Annotated in this window: 18 protein-coding genes; 11 read left to right on the top strand and 7 right to left on the bottom strand. The window is 67.8% G+C overall.

The genetic code is table 11. The features are described from left to right. The first annotated feature begins 219 nt into the window (after positions 1-219). The 6 genes from ABE464_RS09300 (at position 220) to ABE464_RS09275 (ending at position 4339) form a co-directional block, all read left to right on the top strand. Positions 220-1008 carry an ATP-binding cassette domain-containing protein gene (locus tag ABE464_RS09300; RefSeq protein WP_019183992.1) on the top strand — a complete coding sequence of 263 codons (789 nt, stop codon included), beginning with the start codon at positions 220-222 and terminating at the stop codon, positions 1006-1008. Then, positions 1008-1757: an MlaE family lipid ABC transporter permease subunit gene (locus ABE464_RS09295; RefSeq protein ID WP_019183993.1), complete on the top strand. Its 750-nt coding sequence runs from the start codon at positions 1008-1010 to the stop codon at positions 1755-1757. The genes ABE464_RS09300 and ABE464_RS09295 overlap by 1 nt, the downstream gene beginning before the upstream one ends. A gap of 94 nt (positions 1758-1851) precedes the next feature. Then, complete coding sequence (gene mlaD / locus ABE464_RS09290; protein ID WP_019183994.1) at positions 1852-2379, top strand: outer membrane lipid asymmetry maintenance protein MlaD; 528 nt, start codon at positions 1852-1854, stop codon at positions 2377-2379. Continuing rightward, positions 2376-3038, top strand: a complete 663-nt coding sequence (locus ABE464_RS09285) for an ABC transporter substrate-binding protein (RefSeq protein ID WP_346471700.1) — start codon at positions 2376-2378, stop codon at positions 3036-3038. The genes mlaD and ABE464_RS09285 overlap by 4 nt, the downstream gene beginning before the upstream one ends. After that, the gene (locus tag ABE464_RS09280) at positions 3028-3339 is read left to right on the top strand and encodes an STAS domain-containing protein (protein ID WP_346471699.1); all 312 of its coding nucleotides are present in this window, start codon (positions 3028-3030) and stop codon (positions 3337-3339) included. The genes ABE464_RS09285 and ABE464_RS09280 overlap by 11 nt, the downstream gene beginning before the upstream one ends. A 1-nt stretch (position 3340) precedes the next feature. Beyond that, entirely contained in the window at positions 3341-4339 is a 999-nt protein-coding gene (locus ABE464_RS09275; protein ID WP_346471698.1) for a VacJ family lipoprotein, read from the top strand. 57 nt (positions 4340-4396) lie between these two features. Here the strand turns inward: ABE464_RS09275 and ABE464_RS09270 are convergent, their stop codons facing one another. The 4 genes from ABE464_RS09270 to ABE464_RS09255 form a co-directional block, all read right to left on the bottom strand. Then, on the bottom strand, positions 4397-4957 hold the full coding sequence (locus tag ABE464_RS09270) for a glutathione peroxidase (RefSeq protein ID WP_088435249.1): 561 nt from the start codon (positions 4955-4957) through the stop codon (positions 4397-4399). A gap of 56 nt (positions 4958-5013) precedes the next feature. Next, entirely contained in the window at positions 5014-5370 is a 357-nt protein-coding gene (locus ABE464_RS09265) for a hypothetical protein (protein WP_346471697.1), read from the bottom strand. Positions 5371-5456: 86 nt separating this feature from the next. Beyond that, on the bottom strand, positions 5457-7040 hold the full coding sequence (gene rmuC / locus ABE464_RS09260) for a DNA recombination protein RmuC (protein ID WP_346471696.1): 1584 nt from the start codon (positions 7038-7040) through the stop codon (positions 5457-5459). A 37-nt stretch (positions 7041-7077) separates the two neighbouring features. Next, on the bottom strand, positions 7078-8085 hold the full coding sequence (locus ABE464_RS09255; protein WP_070426266.1) for a zinc-binding alcohol dehydrogenase family protein: 1008 nt from the start codon (positions 8083-8085) through the stop codon (positions 7078-7080). 90 nt (positions 8086-8175) lie between these two features. Here ABE464_RS09255 and ABE464_RS09250 point away from each other — a divergent pair, with 90 nt between their 5' ends. From ABE464_RS09250 to ABE464_RS09240, 3 genes are all read left to right on the top strand, one after another. Continuing rightward, complete coding sequence (locus ABE464_RS09250) at positions 8176-9099, top strand: LysR family transcriptional regulator (RefSeq protein ID WP_346471695.1); 924 nt, start codon at positions 8176-8178, stop codon at positions 9097-9099. A 61-nt stretch (positions 9100-9160) separates the two neighbouring features. Beyond that, on the top strand, positions 9161-9787 hold the full coding sequence (leuE, locus tag ABE464_RS09245; RefSeq protein WP_070474168.1) for a leucine efflux protein LeuE: 627 nt from the start codon (positions 9161-9163) through the stop codon (positions 9785-9787). Positions 9788-9972: 185 nt separating this feature from the next. After that, entirely contained in the window at positions 9973-10374 is a 402-nt protein-coding gene (locus ABE464_RS09240) for a hypothetical protein (RefSeq protein WP_346471694.1), read from the top strand. Here ABE464_RS09240 and ABE464_RS09235 read toward each other — a convergent pair. Further along, positions 10340-11239 (bottom strand): LysR family transcriptional regulator, encoded by a 900-nt coding sequence (locus ABE464_RS09235; protein ID WP_346471693.1) that lies wholly within the window; start codon positions 11237-11239, stop codon positions 10340-10342. The two genes, ABE464_RS09240 and ABE464_RS09235, sit on opposite strands and share 35 nt — an antisense overlap. Before the next feature lie 102 nt (positions 11240-11341). Between ABE464_RS09235 and ABE464_RS09230 the strand changes: the two genes are divergently transcribed. Together ABE464_RS09230 and ABE464_RS09225 are read left to right on the top strand one after the other, a co-directional pair. Then, a complete protein-coding gene (locus tag ABE464_RS09230; protein ID WP_346471692.1) occupies positions 11342-12337 on the top strand; it encodes an aldo/keto reductase in 996 nt (331 codons plus the stop codon). Between the two features lie 172 nt (positions 12338-12509). Beyond that, positions 12510-13922: an amino acid permease gene (locus ABE464_RS09225; protein WP_346471691.1), complete on the top strand. Its 1413-nt coding sequence runs from the start codon at positions 12510-12512 to the stop codon at positions 13920-13922. Positions 13923-14048: 126 nt separating this feature from the next. On the opposite strand, the gene ABE464_RS09220 is transcribed toward ABE464_RS09225, so the two are convergent. After that, a complete protein-coding gene (locus ABE464_RS09220) occupies positions 14049-15299 on the bottom strand; it encodes a dipeptidase (RefSeq protein ID WP_346471690.1) in 1251 nt (416 codons plus the stop codon). Between the two features lie 90 nt (positions 15300-15389). Continuing rightward, positions 15390-16559 carry a class I SAM-dependent rRNA methyltransferase gene (locus ABE464_RS09215; RefSeq protein ID WP_346471689.1) on the bottom strand — a complete coding sequence of 390 codons (1170 nt, stop codon included), beginning with the start codon at positions 16557-16559 and terminating at the stop codon, positions 15390-15392. Positions 16560-16696 lie beyond the last annotated feature (137 nt).

Genomic DNA, 16696 nt, shown 5'->3' with positions numbered 1-16696 from the left:
GAGTGTGCCGCAGCCCGCGCACGAACGCAGCGCCGACGCGTACCTGGACACCGAAAAGACAGCGGCCGACACCGGCCCGACACGCTGTGTTGCAGCCCCCGGCATGGTCTCCAAGGCGCTGCTCCCACCTGCCCGTGCGACAATACTGCACGGTCCAGTTCGGTTATGTTCAGCCGTTCACCACGATCTTACAACGTTGGAATTTTGTTAATGGCGCCCATGACGGTTTCCGAAGAGAGTCTGGTGCAGTTGTCCAACGTCCGCATCGACCGCGGCGGACGTACGATCCTGCGCGACGTTTCGCTGACCGTTCCGCGCGGCAGCATCACTGCCGTGCTCGGCCCGTCGGGCAGTGGCAAGTCCACGCTGCTGGCCGCGCTGACCGGTGAGCTGCGACCGGTTGCCGGTGAGGTCACCCTGTTCGGCCAGCCCATCCCGACCGGCGCACGCGCGCTGTTGGAGATGCGCAAGAGCGTGGGCGTGCTGCTGCAGGGCAACGGCCTGCTGACCGATCTGACCGTGGCCGAGAACGTGGCGCTGCCACTGCGCACCCACACCCGCCTGCCCAAGCCCGTGCTGCGCCGCCTGGTGCAGATGAAGCTGCATGCGGTCGGCCTGCTGGCCGCGGCCGATGCCTGGCCGCGCGAGCTGTCCGGCGGCATGGCGCGCCGTGTCGCATTGGCGCGCGCGCTGGCGCTGGATCCGCCGCTGATGATCTACGACGAGCCGCTGACCGGGCTGGACCCGATCGCCTCGGGTGTGATCATGAGCCTGATCCAGCGCCTCAATCACAGCCTGGGGCTGACCAGCATCATCGTCAGCCACCACGTACACGAGACCCTGCCGATCTGCGACCAGGTGATCGCGATCGCCAACGGCGGCATCGTGTTCCAGGGCAGCCCGGCCGCGCTCGAATCCAGCCAGGATCCGCTGCTGCGGCAGTTCCTGCATGGTGAGCCGGACGGCCCGATCCCGTTTGATGCCGCGCCGCGTGCGAGGGTTGCCTGATGCCGTTCGTTGACGCCACCCGCTCGCTCGGTCGCGCCGGCCTGTTCTCGCTGACGGTGCTGCGCGGTTCGCTGCCGACCGCCGATTTCCTGGCCGAGCTGACCCGCGAGATCTACAAGATCGGCGCACGTTCGCTGCCGATCATCGCCGTGGGCGGTGCCTTCGTGGGCCTGGTGCTGACGCTGCAGGGCTACCGCACGCTGACCACTTTCGGCGCCGCCGATGCCTTGTCCACCCTGCTCGGCCTGTCGCTGTATCGCGAACTGGCCCCGGTGCTGACCGCGCTGCTGTTCATCGGCCGCGCCGGCAGCTCCATCGCCGCCGAGCTGGGCCTGATGCGCGCCACCGATCAGATCAAGGCCCTGGAGCTGATGGCGATCGACCCGGTCGCCAAGGTCGTTGCCCCGCGCTTCTGGGCGGCGGTACTGACCGTGCCGCTGCTGACCGGCATCTTCTGTTCACTGGCGATCAGTGCCAGCTACTTCGAGGCCGTGCACGTGCTCGGCCTGGACAATGGCGTGTTCTGGTCGGCGCTGAGCAACAGCGTGGACTTCTGGGACGACTTCGGCGTGGCGATGCTGAAGTCGGCGATCTTCGGCGGCACGGCGGCCCTGGTGGCCTCCTATGTCGGTTTCCATGCCGAACCCACCATCGAAGGCACCTCGGTCGCCACCACGCGTGCGGTGGTCAACGCCTCGCTGCTGGTGCTGGTCTTCAACTTCGTGCTGTCGGCCATGATGTTCCAGTAGGTACCAACCGTTGGTCGGTGCGCTTTTTCGGTACGCAAAGACTTCCCGCCCGGACACCTGTCCAGGCACCTGACAAAGAACAGTGAGATATCCCATGGCCATCCGCGGTCCCAGACTCGAATTTTCCGTCGGCGCGTTCCTGCTGCTGGCGCTGGCCTCGCTGCTGGTGCTGGCCGTGGCCTCCACCAATCAACGGTGGGGCACCGGTGGCAGCGGCTACGAACTCAAGGCGCGCTTCACCCAGATCGGCCAGCTGCGCAAGCAGGCCCCGGTCAAGATCGGTGGCGTGACCATCGGGCAGGTCTCGGGCATCGAACTGGATCCCCAGAAGTTCGATTCGATCGTGACCCTCAAGCTCGACGGCAAGTTCAAGGATCTGCCCGCCGATACCTCGGCCGGCATCTTCACCAGCGGTTTGCTCGGCGAGAGCTATATCGGACTGCAGCCGGGCGGAGATCCGGACGTACTCAAGTCCGGCGACGAGATCGTCTTCACCCAGCCGGCGGTGGACCTGCTCCAGCTGGTCGGCAAGTACATGTTCAGCGGTCCGGCCAACACCGGTGGCGCTGACTCCCACGATGGCAACGGCGCGCCCGCGCCTGCAACGGAACCGCAACCATGAAAAAGACCCTGATCCCGGCGCTGCTGGCCTCGGCCCTGCTCGCCGCCACGCCCTCGCTCTCCTTCGCCCAGGCTGCCCCGGCGGCCGCCGCCGTCCAGCAGGGCCAGGCCGGCAAGGCCGTGATGGACGCCAGCACCCGCATCCTGACCTCGCTGCAGCAGCGCCGCACCGAGTTCCGGGCCAACCCGGCCGTGCTGCGTGACTTCATCAACAGCGAGCTCAACAAGACCTTCGACCGCGACTACGCCGCCCGCCTGGTGCTGGGTGTGCACGGCCGCGGCGCCTCGGATGCCGACGTCAAGCTGTTCGCCGATGCCATGGCCGACAACCTGATGCAGCGCTACGGCTCGGCCCTGCTCGAAATCCAGGGCAAGCCGACCTTCCGCCTGAAGAGCGAGTCGCCGCTGCCGGGCAACCGCGGCGTGCGCGTGTCCACCGAGCTGATCCGCGCCGGCAACGAGCCGACCCCGGTCGACTACCTGATGCGCAACGTCAACGGCCAGTGGAAGATCTTCGACGTGATGATCGAAGGCATCTCCTACGTGCAGACTTTCAAGACCCAGTTCGACGCCCCGCTGCGCCAGAAGTCGATCCAGCAGGTGGCCACCGACCTGCGCAACGGCAGCATGCAGGCCGGGCAGGCCCCGCGTGGCAAGTAACAGCGCCAGCGTGCAGCGCAACGGCACCTCGCTGGTGTTCAGCGGGCTGCTCGACCGTGCGGCGGTGACGGCCCTGTGGCCTTCGCTGACCGCGCTGGACGGCGTGCAGCAGGTGGATCTGACGGCGGTGAGCCGGCTCGACAGCGCCGGCCTGGCGCTGCTGGCCGAGCTGGCCGCACGCCTGCGTGCAAACGGGACCGCGCCGACGATCGTCGGCAGCCCGGACGGTTTCACCGACCTCAGTGCCGCCTACCGGCTGGCACCCACCCTGGATTTCCATGCCCTTTCTGCGGCGAGCTGACATGAACGTCATACGCACCCTCCCCCTCCTTGTGCTGGCGCTGGCCCTGAGCGCCTGTGCCGGCAAACCCGCGCGCGACAGCGCACCGGTCAGTGCCGAGGTCGCCCCTGCGGCGGCACCGGCGACCGATGTGGCCGATGCGCCTGCGGTACCGGCCGACGCGGTCGTCGACACCGCCGCCCCGGCACCCCAGGGCAGCACCGATACGGCCGCCGCGCCGGTCACCGGTGGCACCGCGCCGACCAATGCCGAGGACGACTTCGCCGCGCTGTACGGTGGTCCGGCCCCGACCGCAGACGGCACCGAGCCCAGCGGCGCGCCGTACGATCCGTGGGAACCGTTCAACCGCAAGGTGCACAGCTTCAACAACGTGGTCGACCGTGCGGTCGCACGCCCGCTGGCGGTGGCCTACACCAACGTGGTGCCGCGCTTCGCACGCACCGGCGTGAGCAACTTCTTCAGCAACCTGCGCGCGCCGGTGACGATCACCAACCAGCTGCTGCAGGGTCGTCCGGATGATGCCTGGGACAGCCTGGGCCGCTTCCTGATGAATTCGACGCTGGGTATCGGCGGTCTGTTCGATCCGGCGAGCAAGGCGATGGTGCCGCGTCGCAAGGAAGACTTCGGCCAGACCTTGGGCACGTGGGGCTGGCGCCGTTCGCGCTACGTGGAACTGCCGTTCTTCGGCCCGCGTACCGTGCGCGATGTGTTCGGCCTGGCCGGCGACATGCCGCTCTCGCCGATCCGCACGATCGAAGAGGACAAGATCCGCATCGGCCTGCAGGGCCTGCAGCTGGTGGACATGCGTTCGCAGCTGCTGGCGGTGGACGACATGCGCGACAACGCCGTGGACGAATACTCGCTCGTTCGCGATGCGTGGCTGCAGCGCCGCAACTACCAGATCGAGAACGACCTGCGCGGCAAGCATGCGCGCGGCAAGGACGATCCGGACGCGCCGATCCCGGTCGATGCGATGCCAATGCCGAACTGGGGTAACTGATCCCCCACGAGAAAGCCCCGCCGAAGCGGGGCTTTTTTTTGTTCCCGCGTCAGCCGATCAGGCCGCCAGCGCAGCGTCGATCGCGGCCACCAGGCGGGCATCGTCAGCCGGCACGTCCGGGGCGAAGCGGGCGATGACCTGGCCATCGCGGCCGATCAGGAACTTCTCGAAGTTCCACAGCACGCCCGGGGCGGCATTGACCACCAGCTCCGGATACTTGGCCACGGCGCCCTGCAGCTTCTCGCGCATCGGGCCTTCGCCGGTGGCGGCCGGCTGGGCAGCGGTCAGCTGCTGGTACAGCGGATGGGTGTCCTCACCGGCCACGCTGATCTTGGCGAACATCGGGAAGCTGACGTTGTATTCCAGCTGGCAGAACTGCTGGATGTCCGCCTCGCTGCCCGGCTCCTGGGCCAGGAAGTTGTTGGCCGGGAAACCCAGCACTTCCAGGCCGGCGGCCTGCTTGTCGGCGTACAGCGCCTGCAGGCCTTCATACTGCGGGGTCAGGCCGCACTTGGAGGCGACGTTGACCACCAGCAGCACTTTGCCGCGGTAGTCGGCCAGCGAGGTCGGTTGGCCTTCGATGGTGGTCACGGGGATGTCGTAGACGGTCTGGCTCACTTCGGGTTCCTTGCGTTGCATCGGGGGAGGCACAGCATAGCCGTGCCGTTGGTAAGTCAGTCGACGCAGATCGTGCCGAGCGCCACGCCGCCATCGATGCGCTGGCGGCAGCCGAAGTTCTGGCTGACATCACGCTGGCAGACACCGCGCGTGGCCGTTCCCGGCGCGACATCGAGGGTGGCCAGGCACTGGCCACTGCAGTCGGCCTTGGCGCTGCAGACCTTGCCGGCATCGGCGTAGGGCACCACGCACTGCACGCGCTGCAGGCGGCCCAGCGGCTGCAGGCTGCCACCGGCGGCGGTGCATTCGGCGGCGCTGGGCGTTGTCGGTGTCGCCGCGGTGGTGTCGGCAGGTGGGGTACTGCTGCACCCGGCCAGGGCGAACAGGAGGGACAGCATCAGGGGCAGGCGCATCGGCGGTTCCTTGAAAGGCGTAAGAAGGCAGGCAAAAGAACGTGCCACGCAGCATGCGCGATCGCGTGCATGCGCGGCGTCGGCGCTTAGTCCTGCGTGGCGCTGGTTTCGTCGCCGGCCACGTCCTCGTCCTCGCCGCTCATGTCACCAAGCAGGTCCTGGGTCTGTTCACTGCCCAGCGTTTCCACGCTTCGCAGGCGGCGCTCGATCGTGCGTGTCTTGCGACTGGCTTCGCCGAGGCTGCGGCCCACCGTGGTGATCTGCTTCTCGGCTTTTTCCAGGATGCCGGCGAACTTGCCGAACTCGCTCTTGACCGCGCCCAGCAGGCCCCACACTTCGCTGGAGCGCTGTTCGATCGCCAGCGTGCGGAAGCCCATCTGCAGGCTGTTGAGCAGTGCGGTGACGGTGGTCGGGCCGGCCACCACCACGCGGTGGTCGCGCTGCAGCAGGTCGATCAGGCCGGGGCGGCGGATCACTTCGGCGTACAGGCTTTCGGTCGGCAGGAACATCACCGCGAAATCAGTGGTGTGCGGCGGGGCGATGTACTTGTCGCAGATCGATTTGGCCTGGATGCGGATCGCGCGCTCCAGCTGCGCGCCCTGCACGCGCACCCCCTCGCCATCGCCCTGTTCCTGCGCATCGAGCAGGCGCTCGTAATCCTCGCGCGGGAACTTGGAATCGATCGGCAGCCACACCGGGGTGTCTTCGTGGCCACGGCCCGGCAGGCGCACCGCGATATCCACGATCTCGTTGCTGTCCGGGCGCACTTTGACACCGCGCCCGTACTGCTCCTGGGTCAGCGTCTGCTCGAGGATGTTGTCCAGCTGCACTTCGCCCCAGCTGCCACGGTTCTTGACGTTGGTCAGCACCCGCTTGAGGTCGCCCACGCCGGTGGCCAGCTGCTGCATTTCGCCGAGGCCACGCTGGACCTGCTCCAGTCGTTCGGAGACCAGCTGGAACGAAGCACCCAGGCGGGTTTCCAGCGTGGTCTGCAGCTTCTCGTCGACGGTCACGCGCATCTGGTCGAGCTTTTCGGCGTTATCGCTCTGCAGGCTCTTGAGCTGCTGCTCGAGCGTGGCGCGCATCTCGCCGATGCGCTGCTCGTTGCGCTGGGTCATCTCCTGCAGGCGCAGGCCCAGCGATTCGGCCAGGCGCTGCTGGGACTGCCCGGCTTCCTCACGGCCCAGGCGTGCATCGTCGGCCAGGGCCTGGCGCAGCGCGGCCATGTGGTTGTCGGTGCGGGTGGTCAGTTCCACCAGCTGCTGGCCAAACGCTTCGATGCGCGCCTGCTGCTGGTGCCCGAACGCTTCCAGCTGCGCGCGCACGTCCTGCATGCGCAGCGCCAGCAGCTCGCCGGTGCGCTGCTGGCTGAGCGTGCTTTCCTCGCGGGCCTTGCGCGCGTCTTCACCCAGCGCGTCGCGCAACAGGTCCAGGCGCTGATCGGTACGGGTGGACAGATCGGTCAGCGCGCGCGCGAAGCTTTCCAGCCGCGCGTCCTGCTGGCGGCCCAGGCCTTCGAGCTGCTCGCGCAGTTCGCTGCGGCCGACCCGGGCCTCCTCGCGCAGGCTCTGTTCGAGGTCGCCATGGCCGGAACGCCGCAGCAGCGCGAGCAGCTGCAGCACGAGGACGGCACACACCAGGGCGCCGAGAATGAGGAATTCGGTTTGCATGCGGCAAGTGTAGGCCGCGGCGGTCTCATTGGCTGCGTCAGAAACCTTCAAGCACGAGCTTGCCGCGGGCGCGGTGGCTTTCGATCAGGGCATGCGCCTGGCGCAGGTTGGCGGCGTTGATGCGGCCGTAGTGCTCGCCCAGCGTGGTGCGCAGTACGCCGGCATCGATCAGCGCCGCAACGCGTTCGAGCAGCTCGTGCTGGCGCTGCACGTCGGGGGTGTTGAAGCTGGAGCGGGTGAACATCGATTCCCAGTGCAGCGACAGGCTCTTGCGCTTGAGTGCCATCACATCGAGCTGGCCCGGGTCGTCGATCAGCGCCAGCTGGCCCTGCGGGGCGAGCGCGGCGACGATCTGGTCGTAGTGCTGGTCGGTATGGGTCAGGCTGGCGACGTGGCTGACCTCGGCGATCCCCAGGCGCTGCAGGCCTTCGCCCAGCGGCTGGGTGTGATCGATCACATGGTGCGCGCCCAGCGCGTAGACCCAGTCCTGGGTGTCCGGGCGCGAGGCGGTGCCGATCACGGTCAGGCGGGTCAGCTGGCGGGCCAGCTGGACCAGGATCGAGCCGACGCCACCGGCCGCGCCGATCACCAGCAGGGTCTGGCCTTCACCGCCGTTCTCGGGGATGCGCAGGCGGTCGAACAGCAGCTCCCAGGCAGTGATCGCGGTGAGCGGCAGCGCCGCGGCGGCAGCGTCATCCAGGCTCGCCGGCTTGTGCCCGACGATGCGCTCGTCCACCAGCTGGTACTCGGCGTTGCTGCCGGCACGGCCGATCGCACCGGCATAGAAGACCGCATCGCCGGGCTGGAACAGGGTCACCTCGTCACCGACCGCATCCACGATGCCGACCGCGTCGAAACCGAGGACGCGCGGCTCGGTTACCGCCACGCCGTTGCGGACCTTGGTATCGACCGGGTTCACCGAGATCGCCCGGACCTCGACCCGCAGGTCGCGTGGGCCAGGCGTGGGGATCGGCAGGGTGATGTCCACCAGCGCGGCGGGGTCGCTGATCGGCAGGCCATGCTGGGTATAGGCGACGGCTTTCATCGGGGGAGATCCAGTGGGGAAGGCGGACAGCGTGCGCTTCACGGCGGGGTGGAGAAAGGCGCAAAATCGGGCAGCACTTTCACTGCAGGAATGAAAATGATCCGGTTCGACGACCTCGCCCTGTTCGTCCGCACCGCCGCGCTGGGCAGCTTTTCCAACGCCGCACGCGAGGCGGATCTGCTGCCCGGCCAGGTTGCTGCGGCGGTGGCGCGGCTGGAACGCGAGCTGGACCTGCGCCTGTTCGTGCGCTCCACCCGCAGCCTGCGCCTGACCGCCGAGGGCGCGCTGTACCTGCCCTATGCGCAGGAGGTGCTGGCCGCGCTGCGCGAGGGCGAGGCTCGGGTGCGTGGCGAGGATGCCGAACTGCGCGGCACGCTGCAGGTGGCCGCACCCTCGGATCTGGGCCGCAACCTGCTGCTGCCATGGCTGACCGAGTTCCGCGCCGCGCACCCGAAGCTGCAGCTGCGCCTGCAGTTGTCCGACCAGGTGGCCGATGTGTTCCGCGATCCGGTCGACATCGCCTTCCGCCTGGGCCGCTTCGACAACGCCAGCTATGTCGCCCTGCCCCTGCTGCCCGGCAATCGCCGGGTGCTGGCCGCATCACCGGACTACCTGGCCCTACACGGTACGCCGGACAACCTGGAAGCGCTGAAGGAGCACCACTGCCTGCTCTATCAACTCGCTGGGCGTGCCTATGACCGCTGGAGCTTCGAGGCCGATGGTCGGCGCACGGTGATCCCGGTGCGCGGCAACATGGTCTGCGACGATGCCGACGTGGTCCGGCGCTGGGCAGTGGCGGGGGAAGGCATCGTGTTCAAGTCGTGGCTGGATATCTGCGCCGATGTGCAGGCCGGGCGCCTGCAGGTGCTGCTGGACGGGGCCGGCGACAGTCTTCCGTTGAACCTGGTGTGCCCGCACCGCAAGCAGTTCTCGCCCGCCATCCGGCAGCTGCATGCGATGTTCGCGCAACGGCTGCAGCCGCTGCTCGCCGGGTTGCCGGCCGGCGCGCGCTGACGCTATCGCCCGGCGCGCGGCTGCCGGACAATGCCCCTCCCCCCGTAGTCGAGTCGCCGCCATGCCGTGGATGGGCATCCAGGATCTGTGGACCTTTGTTGCTGCCGTGCTGGTGTTCCTTGCACTGCCGGGCCCAGGCACCTTCACCCTGCTCACCGCCACCGGGCGCGGCGGGGTGCGCGGCGGTTACACGGCGCTGTTCGGCCTGCTGCTGGGCGACCAGATCCTGATGTGGCTGGCGGTAGCCGGTGTGGCGGCGCTGCTCAAGGCCAACCCGCTGGTGTTCCACGCGGTGCAGTACCTCGGCGCGGCGTACCTGGTGTGGATCGGCATCGGCCTGCTGCGCGCACCGCGCGCCCAGGGCGAGGAAGGTGGCATCCGCCTCACGCCGGGCCACTACTTCCGCCAGGCGGTGCTGATCAACCTGCTCAACCCGAAGGCGATCATCTTCTACATGGCCTTCCTGCCGTTGTTCATCGATCCGGCACGGCACCAGGGTGTGGTGACGTTTGCGACCATGGCGCTGATCATCTTCGTCATGGGGCTGGCCTACTGCTCGGTGCTGATCGGGGTGGGCAACCTGCTGCGCCGTCGGATTCTGCAGCACCCGCGTGTCGGGCTTTGGCTGAGGCGCGTGGCGGGGGTGTTCCTGGTCGGGTTCGGTGTGCGGCTGGGCGTGAGCGGCTGAGCCCTTGCACGCAAGCGTGGTGCACGACGACAGCGCGCGTCGCGTTCGGCCGCGGATAGGCAGCATCATCGCGACGCTCGGTTTTCATTCAAACATTGAGATTCCCCTGCGTACCGGCGAGGTGTCCAATCGGCGCCATCGTCCAACGTCGCCTCACCGGCGCGTGCGCAACACTGCGGGGACCCATGCCGCCACCTGTCTACTTCGTGCAGCACCTGAGCGGTCATGACGAGCGCCTGCTCGGCATGCACACCCGGCGCATCGATCTGGCCCATCCCGCCGTGACCCGCATCGTCGCGGGGCTTCAGCCGCTGGACCGGATCGATCTGCGTACGTGCCTGTTCGACTGCCACGCCAGCCTGGTGCTTGGGCTGCGCCATCGCATCGCCGAGGCCGAAGCGGCGGCGCAGGGCTGGCGTCTGTTCGATGCCGACGGCGTGTTGTGCTGCAAGCGCTTCCCCGGGGATGCGCAGGTGATCTATCCACAGGGCCATCCACCGCAGGCAGACTGGGCACGCGCCCTGCTGCCCGGCACCGGCCCAGCCGCGCGCGTCAGCGCCGCATCACCTCACGCAGATGGTCGATGAACACCCGCAGCTTGGGCGCCATCTGCTCGCGTGCGGGGTAATACAGGTGGAAGCCGGCGAACGGCTGCTGCCAGTCCTGCAGCACGCATCGCAGGCGGCCGGCCGCCACATCGCCGGCGTAGAGCGCTTCAAAGCCCTGCGCCAACCCCATCCCCCGGGTGACTGCGGCCTGGATCAGGCCGGCGTCGTTGAATACCAGCCGGCCTGCCACCTCCACCTCGAAGTCACGCCCCTCACGGGTGAACTCCCACGCCATCCGCCGGCCCGTGCTGAGCCGGTGCACGATGCACTCGTGCGCGACCAGATCGGCCGGGGTCGCGGGCACGCCGTGCGTGGCCAGATAGTCCGGCGTGGCCACCACCACCTGGCGTTCCAGCGGCCCGATCGGCACCGCAATCATGCCGCGGGCCAGGCTCTCGCCCAGCCGGATGCCGGCATCGAAGCCGCCGGCGACCAGATCGGTCAGCGCGGTTTCCACGAACAGCTCCACCTCGATCTGGGGGTAACGCGCCAGGAAGCCGGGCAGATGGGGCAGTACCAGCAGTTCGGCGGCGATCCGCGGCACGTTGATGCGCAGCTTGCCGGCGGGGACATCGCGCACCTGATCCAGGTCTTCGAACGCGGCGTCGATCCGGGCCAGGCCCTCGCGTACCTGCGCCAGGAAGCGCGCCCCCTGCTCGGTCAGGCCGACGCGGCGTGTGGTCCGCTGCAGCAGCCGCACGCCGAGGCGGGCTTCCAGCGCGCGCACGGTCTGCGAAAGCGCCGAAGGCGACACGCCCAGCTCGTCGGCCGCGCGGGTGAAGCTGGCATGGTGCGCGACGCGGGCGAAGGCGACCACGGCAGGCAGGGGATGCTGGGCGCTCATTGTGAAGGCAGGCTTCAAGGACGATGCAGGAGCAGCCAGTTTATCCACATAGTCCGGAAGAGGATGCTGGGCACGTTCCCGCCCTTCCCACTGGAGTACCGCATGCAGACCCGCACCCTTGGCCGCGATGGCCCCACCGTTTCCGCGCTCGGCCTGGGCTGCATGGGCATGAGCGCCTTCTATGGCGGCCGCGGCAGCGATGCCGAATCGATCACGGTCATCCACCGCGCGCTGGAGCAGGGTGTCACCCTGCTCGATACCGCCGACATGTACGGCCCGCACACCAACGAAGTACTGGTCGGCAAGGCGATCGCCGACCGCCGCGACCAGGTGTTTCTCGCCACCAAGTTCGGGATCCGGCTGGAGCCGAGCGACACGGCCGCGCGCAGCGTCGATGGCCGCCCCGAGTACGTGATCGCCGCCTGCGAGGCCAGCCTGCAGCGTCTCGGCGTGGACCACATCGACCTGTACTACCAGCACCGCGTGGACGGCACGGTGCCGATCGAAGACACGGTGGGCGCGATGGCCCGCCTGGTCGACCAGGGCAAGGTGCGCTTCCTCGGCCTGTCCGAAGCCTCGGCCGGCACGATCCGCCGCGCCCATGCCGTGCACCCGATCACCGCGGTGCAGACCGAGTACTCGCTGTGGTCGCGCGATCCGGAGGACAACGGTGTGCTGGCGACGGTGCGCGAGCTCGGCATCGGCTTCGTGCCCTACTCACCGCTGGGCCGGGGCTTTTTGACCGGCGCGATCCGCAGTCCGGCCGATTTCGACGCCGATGATTACCGCCGCCAGTCGCCGCGCTTCCAGGGCGAGAACTTCGACCGCAACCTGGCCCTGGTCGATGCGGTAACCGCGATGGCCGCGACCCAGGGCGTGACGCCCGGGCAGCTGGCCCTGGCTTGGGTGCTGGCACAGGGCGAGGATCTGGTCCCGATCCCGGGCACCAAGCGGCTGGCCTATCTGGAGGAAAACCTCGGCGCGCTGCAGGTGCAGCTCAGTGCCGACGAGCTGACCCGGATCGATGCGATCTTCCCGGCCCATGCCGCCGCCGGCGCGCGCTATGCCCCGGCGGCCATGGCGACGTTGAACCGCTGAGGTGGCATCGGCTGCCACTGGGAGTAGGCGTGGATCTTTGTGCCGCTTTCGTCACCTTCGCCTCAGTCATGCGGGCCGCGCAGCTCCTTACGACGCTTGGCAGTAGTAATGCTGCGCCGCGTTCGGTAAAACTCGCAGACTTGTCGTTCACAGTCATCCACCGCGAGGCCCCATGTCATTGCTCCGGCGCAAGTCCCTAGACACTGTCACCGTCCATGAAGCCGGCAGGCAACTGATCCCGACCCTGAGCTGGCCGCACCTGATCGCGCTGGGCATCGGCGCGATCGTCGGCACCGGCATCTACACCCTGATCGGTGTCGGCGCGAACCTGGCCGGCCCGGCCGTACTGATTTCCTTCGCCATCGCCGGTGCGGTCTGCGCCTGCGCGGCCCTGTCCTACGCCGAGCTGTCGACGATGATGCCGGCCGCCGGCAGCGCCTATACCTACAGCTACAGCGCGCTTGGCGAGGTGGTGGCCTGGGTGGTCGGCTGGAGCCTGATCCTGGAGTACTCGCTGGTGGTCAGTACCGTCGCGGTCGGATGGTCCGGCTACGCGGTCGGCTTCCTGCACGGCTTCGGCATCGACCTGCCCCTGATGCTGACCGCCGGCCCGCACGTGGAAGGCGGCTTCATCAACCTGCCGGCGGTGCTGATCACCTTCCTGGTGGCCGGCATGCTGATGGCCGGCACCAAAGAGAGCGCGACCCTCAACGCGGTGCTGGTGGTGATCAAGATCATCGCGCTGACCGTGTTCGTGGCGATCGCCCTGCCGCACTTCGATACCGGCCACATGGAGCCGTTCATGCCATTCGGCTTCGTCAAGTCGCTGGGCGCCGACGGCGTGGAACGCGGGGTGATGGCGGCCGCCGCGATCATCTTCTTCGCGTTCTACGGCTTCGATGCGATCTCCACCGCTGCTGAAGAAACCAAGAAGCCCGAGCGCGACCTGGCGATCGGCATCATCGGCTCCATGGTCGGCTGCACCATCATTTACGTGCTGGTGGCGCTGGCCGCGGTGGGTGCGATGAGCTACACGATCTTCGGCCAGAGCGCCGAGCCGCTGGCGCTGATCCTGCGTGAGCTGGGCAGCCCGGGCGCGGCCAAGTGGATCGGCGCCGCCGCCGTGATCGCGCTGCCGACCGTGCTGCTCGCCTTCCTGTACGGCCAGAGCCGCATCTTCTTCGTCATGTCGCGCGATGGCCTGCTGCCGCGCGGCCTGTCCAAGGTCAGCGCGCGTACCGGCACCCCGATCGCCACCACGCTGTTCACCGCCGTGCTGGTCGCCGCGCTGGCCGGCGTGGCACGCCTGGATGAGATCGCGGCGCTGGCCAACGCCGGCACCCTGGCCGCGTTCACTGCGGTGGGCCTGTGCCTGGTGGTGCTGCGCAAGCGCGAACCGAATCGCGTGCGCAAGTTCCGTACGCCGCTGGCCTACGTGGTCGGCCCGCTGGCGATGATCGGCTGCGTGTACCTGTTCTTCAGCCTGCCGAGCACGACCCAGCTGTACTTCCTGGGCTGGAACGTTCTGGGCCTGATCGCCTACTTCGCTTACGGGCGTCGCCATGCGGTGCTGGGCAAGCGCTGAGCGATTGCGCCGGCTACCGGGCCGGCGATGAGCGGATGTGAGAAAGGCAGGCCCTGGGCCTGCCTTTTTCTTTGCGGGCGCTGGTGAAGCCGCGCTGTCGGGTAGCGCGCGTGATGCCCCCTGTACTCAAGACTTCGCGGCGGCGACCTTGGCGGCGTGATCCTGCGCCTGCTGCATGACGCGCAGCAGGTTGCCGCCCCAGATGCCGGCGATCTGCTGCTCGCTGTAGCCCTTGCGCAGCAGCCATGCGGTGATCTTCGGCAGCTCGCTCACGTCCTGCAGATCGGCCAGCCCACCGCCGCCATCCCAGTCCAGCCCGATGCCCACGTGTTCGGGGCCAACCACCGTGAGGATGTGTTCGAAATGGGCGAAGAAATCGTCGAGCGTGGCCTTGCGCAGCGGGATGCGCTGGTCGATCTCCTCCAGCCCCTTCTTCAGCGCGACACCCTGCTGGATGCTCATGCCGTCGTAGTCGGTGCCCAGCTGCGTCATCAGCGCCGCTTCGGCCGCCTTGCGCGCCTCGCTCTTGCCGGTGTCGATCAGATAGCCACCATACGCGTTGACCTGGATGACCCCGCCCGCCTTGGCCAGCTGCTTCAGGCGCGCATCGTCGAGGTTGCGCGGATGGTTGTAGATCGCCTTGGAAGAGCTGTGCGAGAGCACGAACGGCACCGGCATGCGCTCGATCAGATCATCGAACACCGCATCGGAGGCGTGCGACTGGTCGATGACGATGCCCAGTCGCACCGCTTCATCCACCAGGGCCTTGCCGGCCGGACTCAGACCCTTCCACTCTGCGCCCTTGGGATCGGTGGCCGAATCGGCGAACTCGTTGTTGGCGAAGTGCACCGTGCTGAGCAGGCGCAGGCCGGCCAGGTGGTAGTAGCTGAGCAGCGTGGGATCGTCGACCAGCGGGCTGGCGTTCTCCATGCTGATGTAGACCACGCGCTTGCCGGCAGCCTTGATGCGCGCGGCATCGGCGGCGGTCAGCGCGAGCTGGAAGGTGTCCGGATGCGCGGCGAGCATCTCGCGGATTTCGGTCAGGCGCAGCAGGCCGGCATCGCGGTCATGCTGGTGGGCCCGCGCGCTGCGGTCGCCCTGGTCGGTGTAGATCGCCCAGAAGCCGCCATCGAGCGCGCCTTCGACCATGCGCGGGTAATCCACCTGCGACAGCGCGTTGTGGGCGTGCCGCTGGGTGATGTCGAAGCCGTCGCGGTGGAAGTTGGCCGGCGTATCGAGGTGACTGTCCAGGGTCAGCAGCCGCTGCTGCAGCGTGGACGCCTTGGCCAGCTCCTGCGGAGTGAACGTGATCGCGTGGGCGGCCAGCGGCGTGCACAACGCCAGCGAAACCAGCAAAGACAGACTGCGCAACGTCATGACGCCTCACCTTGGTTGGGAAGCGTCAGACCATAGCGCCGAGAGGACAACAAACGGTAGTGCCGAACGTGGCCGGGATCCTGGTGCTTCTCAATCCACCACGCGGCAGAACACCGCCTTGAGGTAGCGCGATTCCTGTACGTGGGCCATGAACGGGTGATCCGGACCGGCGCCCGCCACCTTGAGGATCTGGATGGTGCGGCCGGCGTAGAACGCGGCGCGGCGCAGCATGTCCAGGAACTGATCCTCGGCCACCAGGCCGGTGCAGGAGAACGTGGCGAGCAGGCCACCGGGCTTGACCACGCCGAGCGCCAGCTTGTTCATGTCCAGGTACTTCTTCAGCGCGGTGATGACCTGATCGCGGTCGCGGGTCATCTTGGCCGGATCGAGGATCACCACGTCGTACTGCTCGCCGCGATTGGAGGCATCGCGCAGCCACGGGAAGATGTCGGACTGGATGAACTTCGGGCGCACGTTGTTGAGCTTGGCATTGCCCTTGGCGATGGCGATCACGTCTTCATCGATATCGATGCCGACCACTTCGGCCGCACCGCGCGCGGCGGCATACACCGCAAACCCACCGGTGTTGCAGCACAGGTCCAGCACGGTCTTGCCTTCCACCTGCTGGCTCAGCCACTGGCGGTTCTCACGCTGATCGGCGAAGAAGCCGGTCTTGTGCGCACCGGCCGGGTCGGCGCGGAACTTCACGCCGTACTCGGTGATCACCGAGGCTTCGGTGGTGGTGTTGCCGTGGAAGTCGAAGCTTTCCTGCTTCTGCACGTGCTCGTCGGCGAAGCTGTGGAAACGGCAGCCCGGGAACTGTTCGCGCAGGGCCTCATACACCCACTCGCGGTGGCGGAACATGCCGGCGGCGAAGAATTCGACCACGACCAGGTCGCCATAGCGGTCCACGACCAGGCCGGACAGACCGTCACCTTCGCTGTGGACCACGCGCCAGGCATCGGAGATCTCGTCCAGCTTGAGCACCTCACGGCGCAGCGACACCGCCTGGGCGATCTTGCGCGAGAACCAGCCGGCGTCGACCGGAATGCCCTGATCGGTCTCCAGGATGCGCACGGCAATGCGCGAATGACCGTTGTAGAAGCCACGCCCGATCCACTCCCCGTCCACGCCGACGACGTCGACGATGGCACCGGGTTTGGGACGGACGGCCGGCTTTTCGACCAGTTTCTGGAAGATCCACGGGTGGCTGGAGCGCCAGGCGTTCTTGAGGCGGACAACGGGAAGGGGGGTATTCATATGCGTATTGTAAACGGCCCCCGGCCCCGGTCGGCAGGCCACCATTTGACGCCGGCCCCGGCACCCCGCAGAATCGGCCTCAGAAGGGGAGTAGCTCCCAGACGTTGTCGCCGTCAATTCGAGCCCGCAGGCTCCGG

Source organism: Stenotrophomonas sp. TWI587, from assembly GCF_039674145.1.
GTDB lineage: Bacteria > Pseudomonadota > Gammaproteobacteria > Xanthomonadales > Xanthomonadaceae > Stenotrophomonas > Stenotrophomonas maltophilia_AY.
The sequence above is the reverse complement of the archived record's forward strand: the minus strand, read 5'-3'. Positions and strand labels throughout refer to the sequence as shown.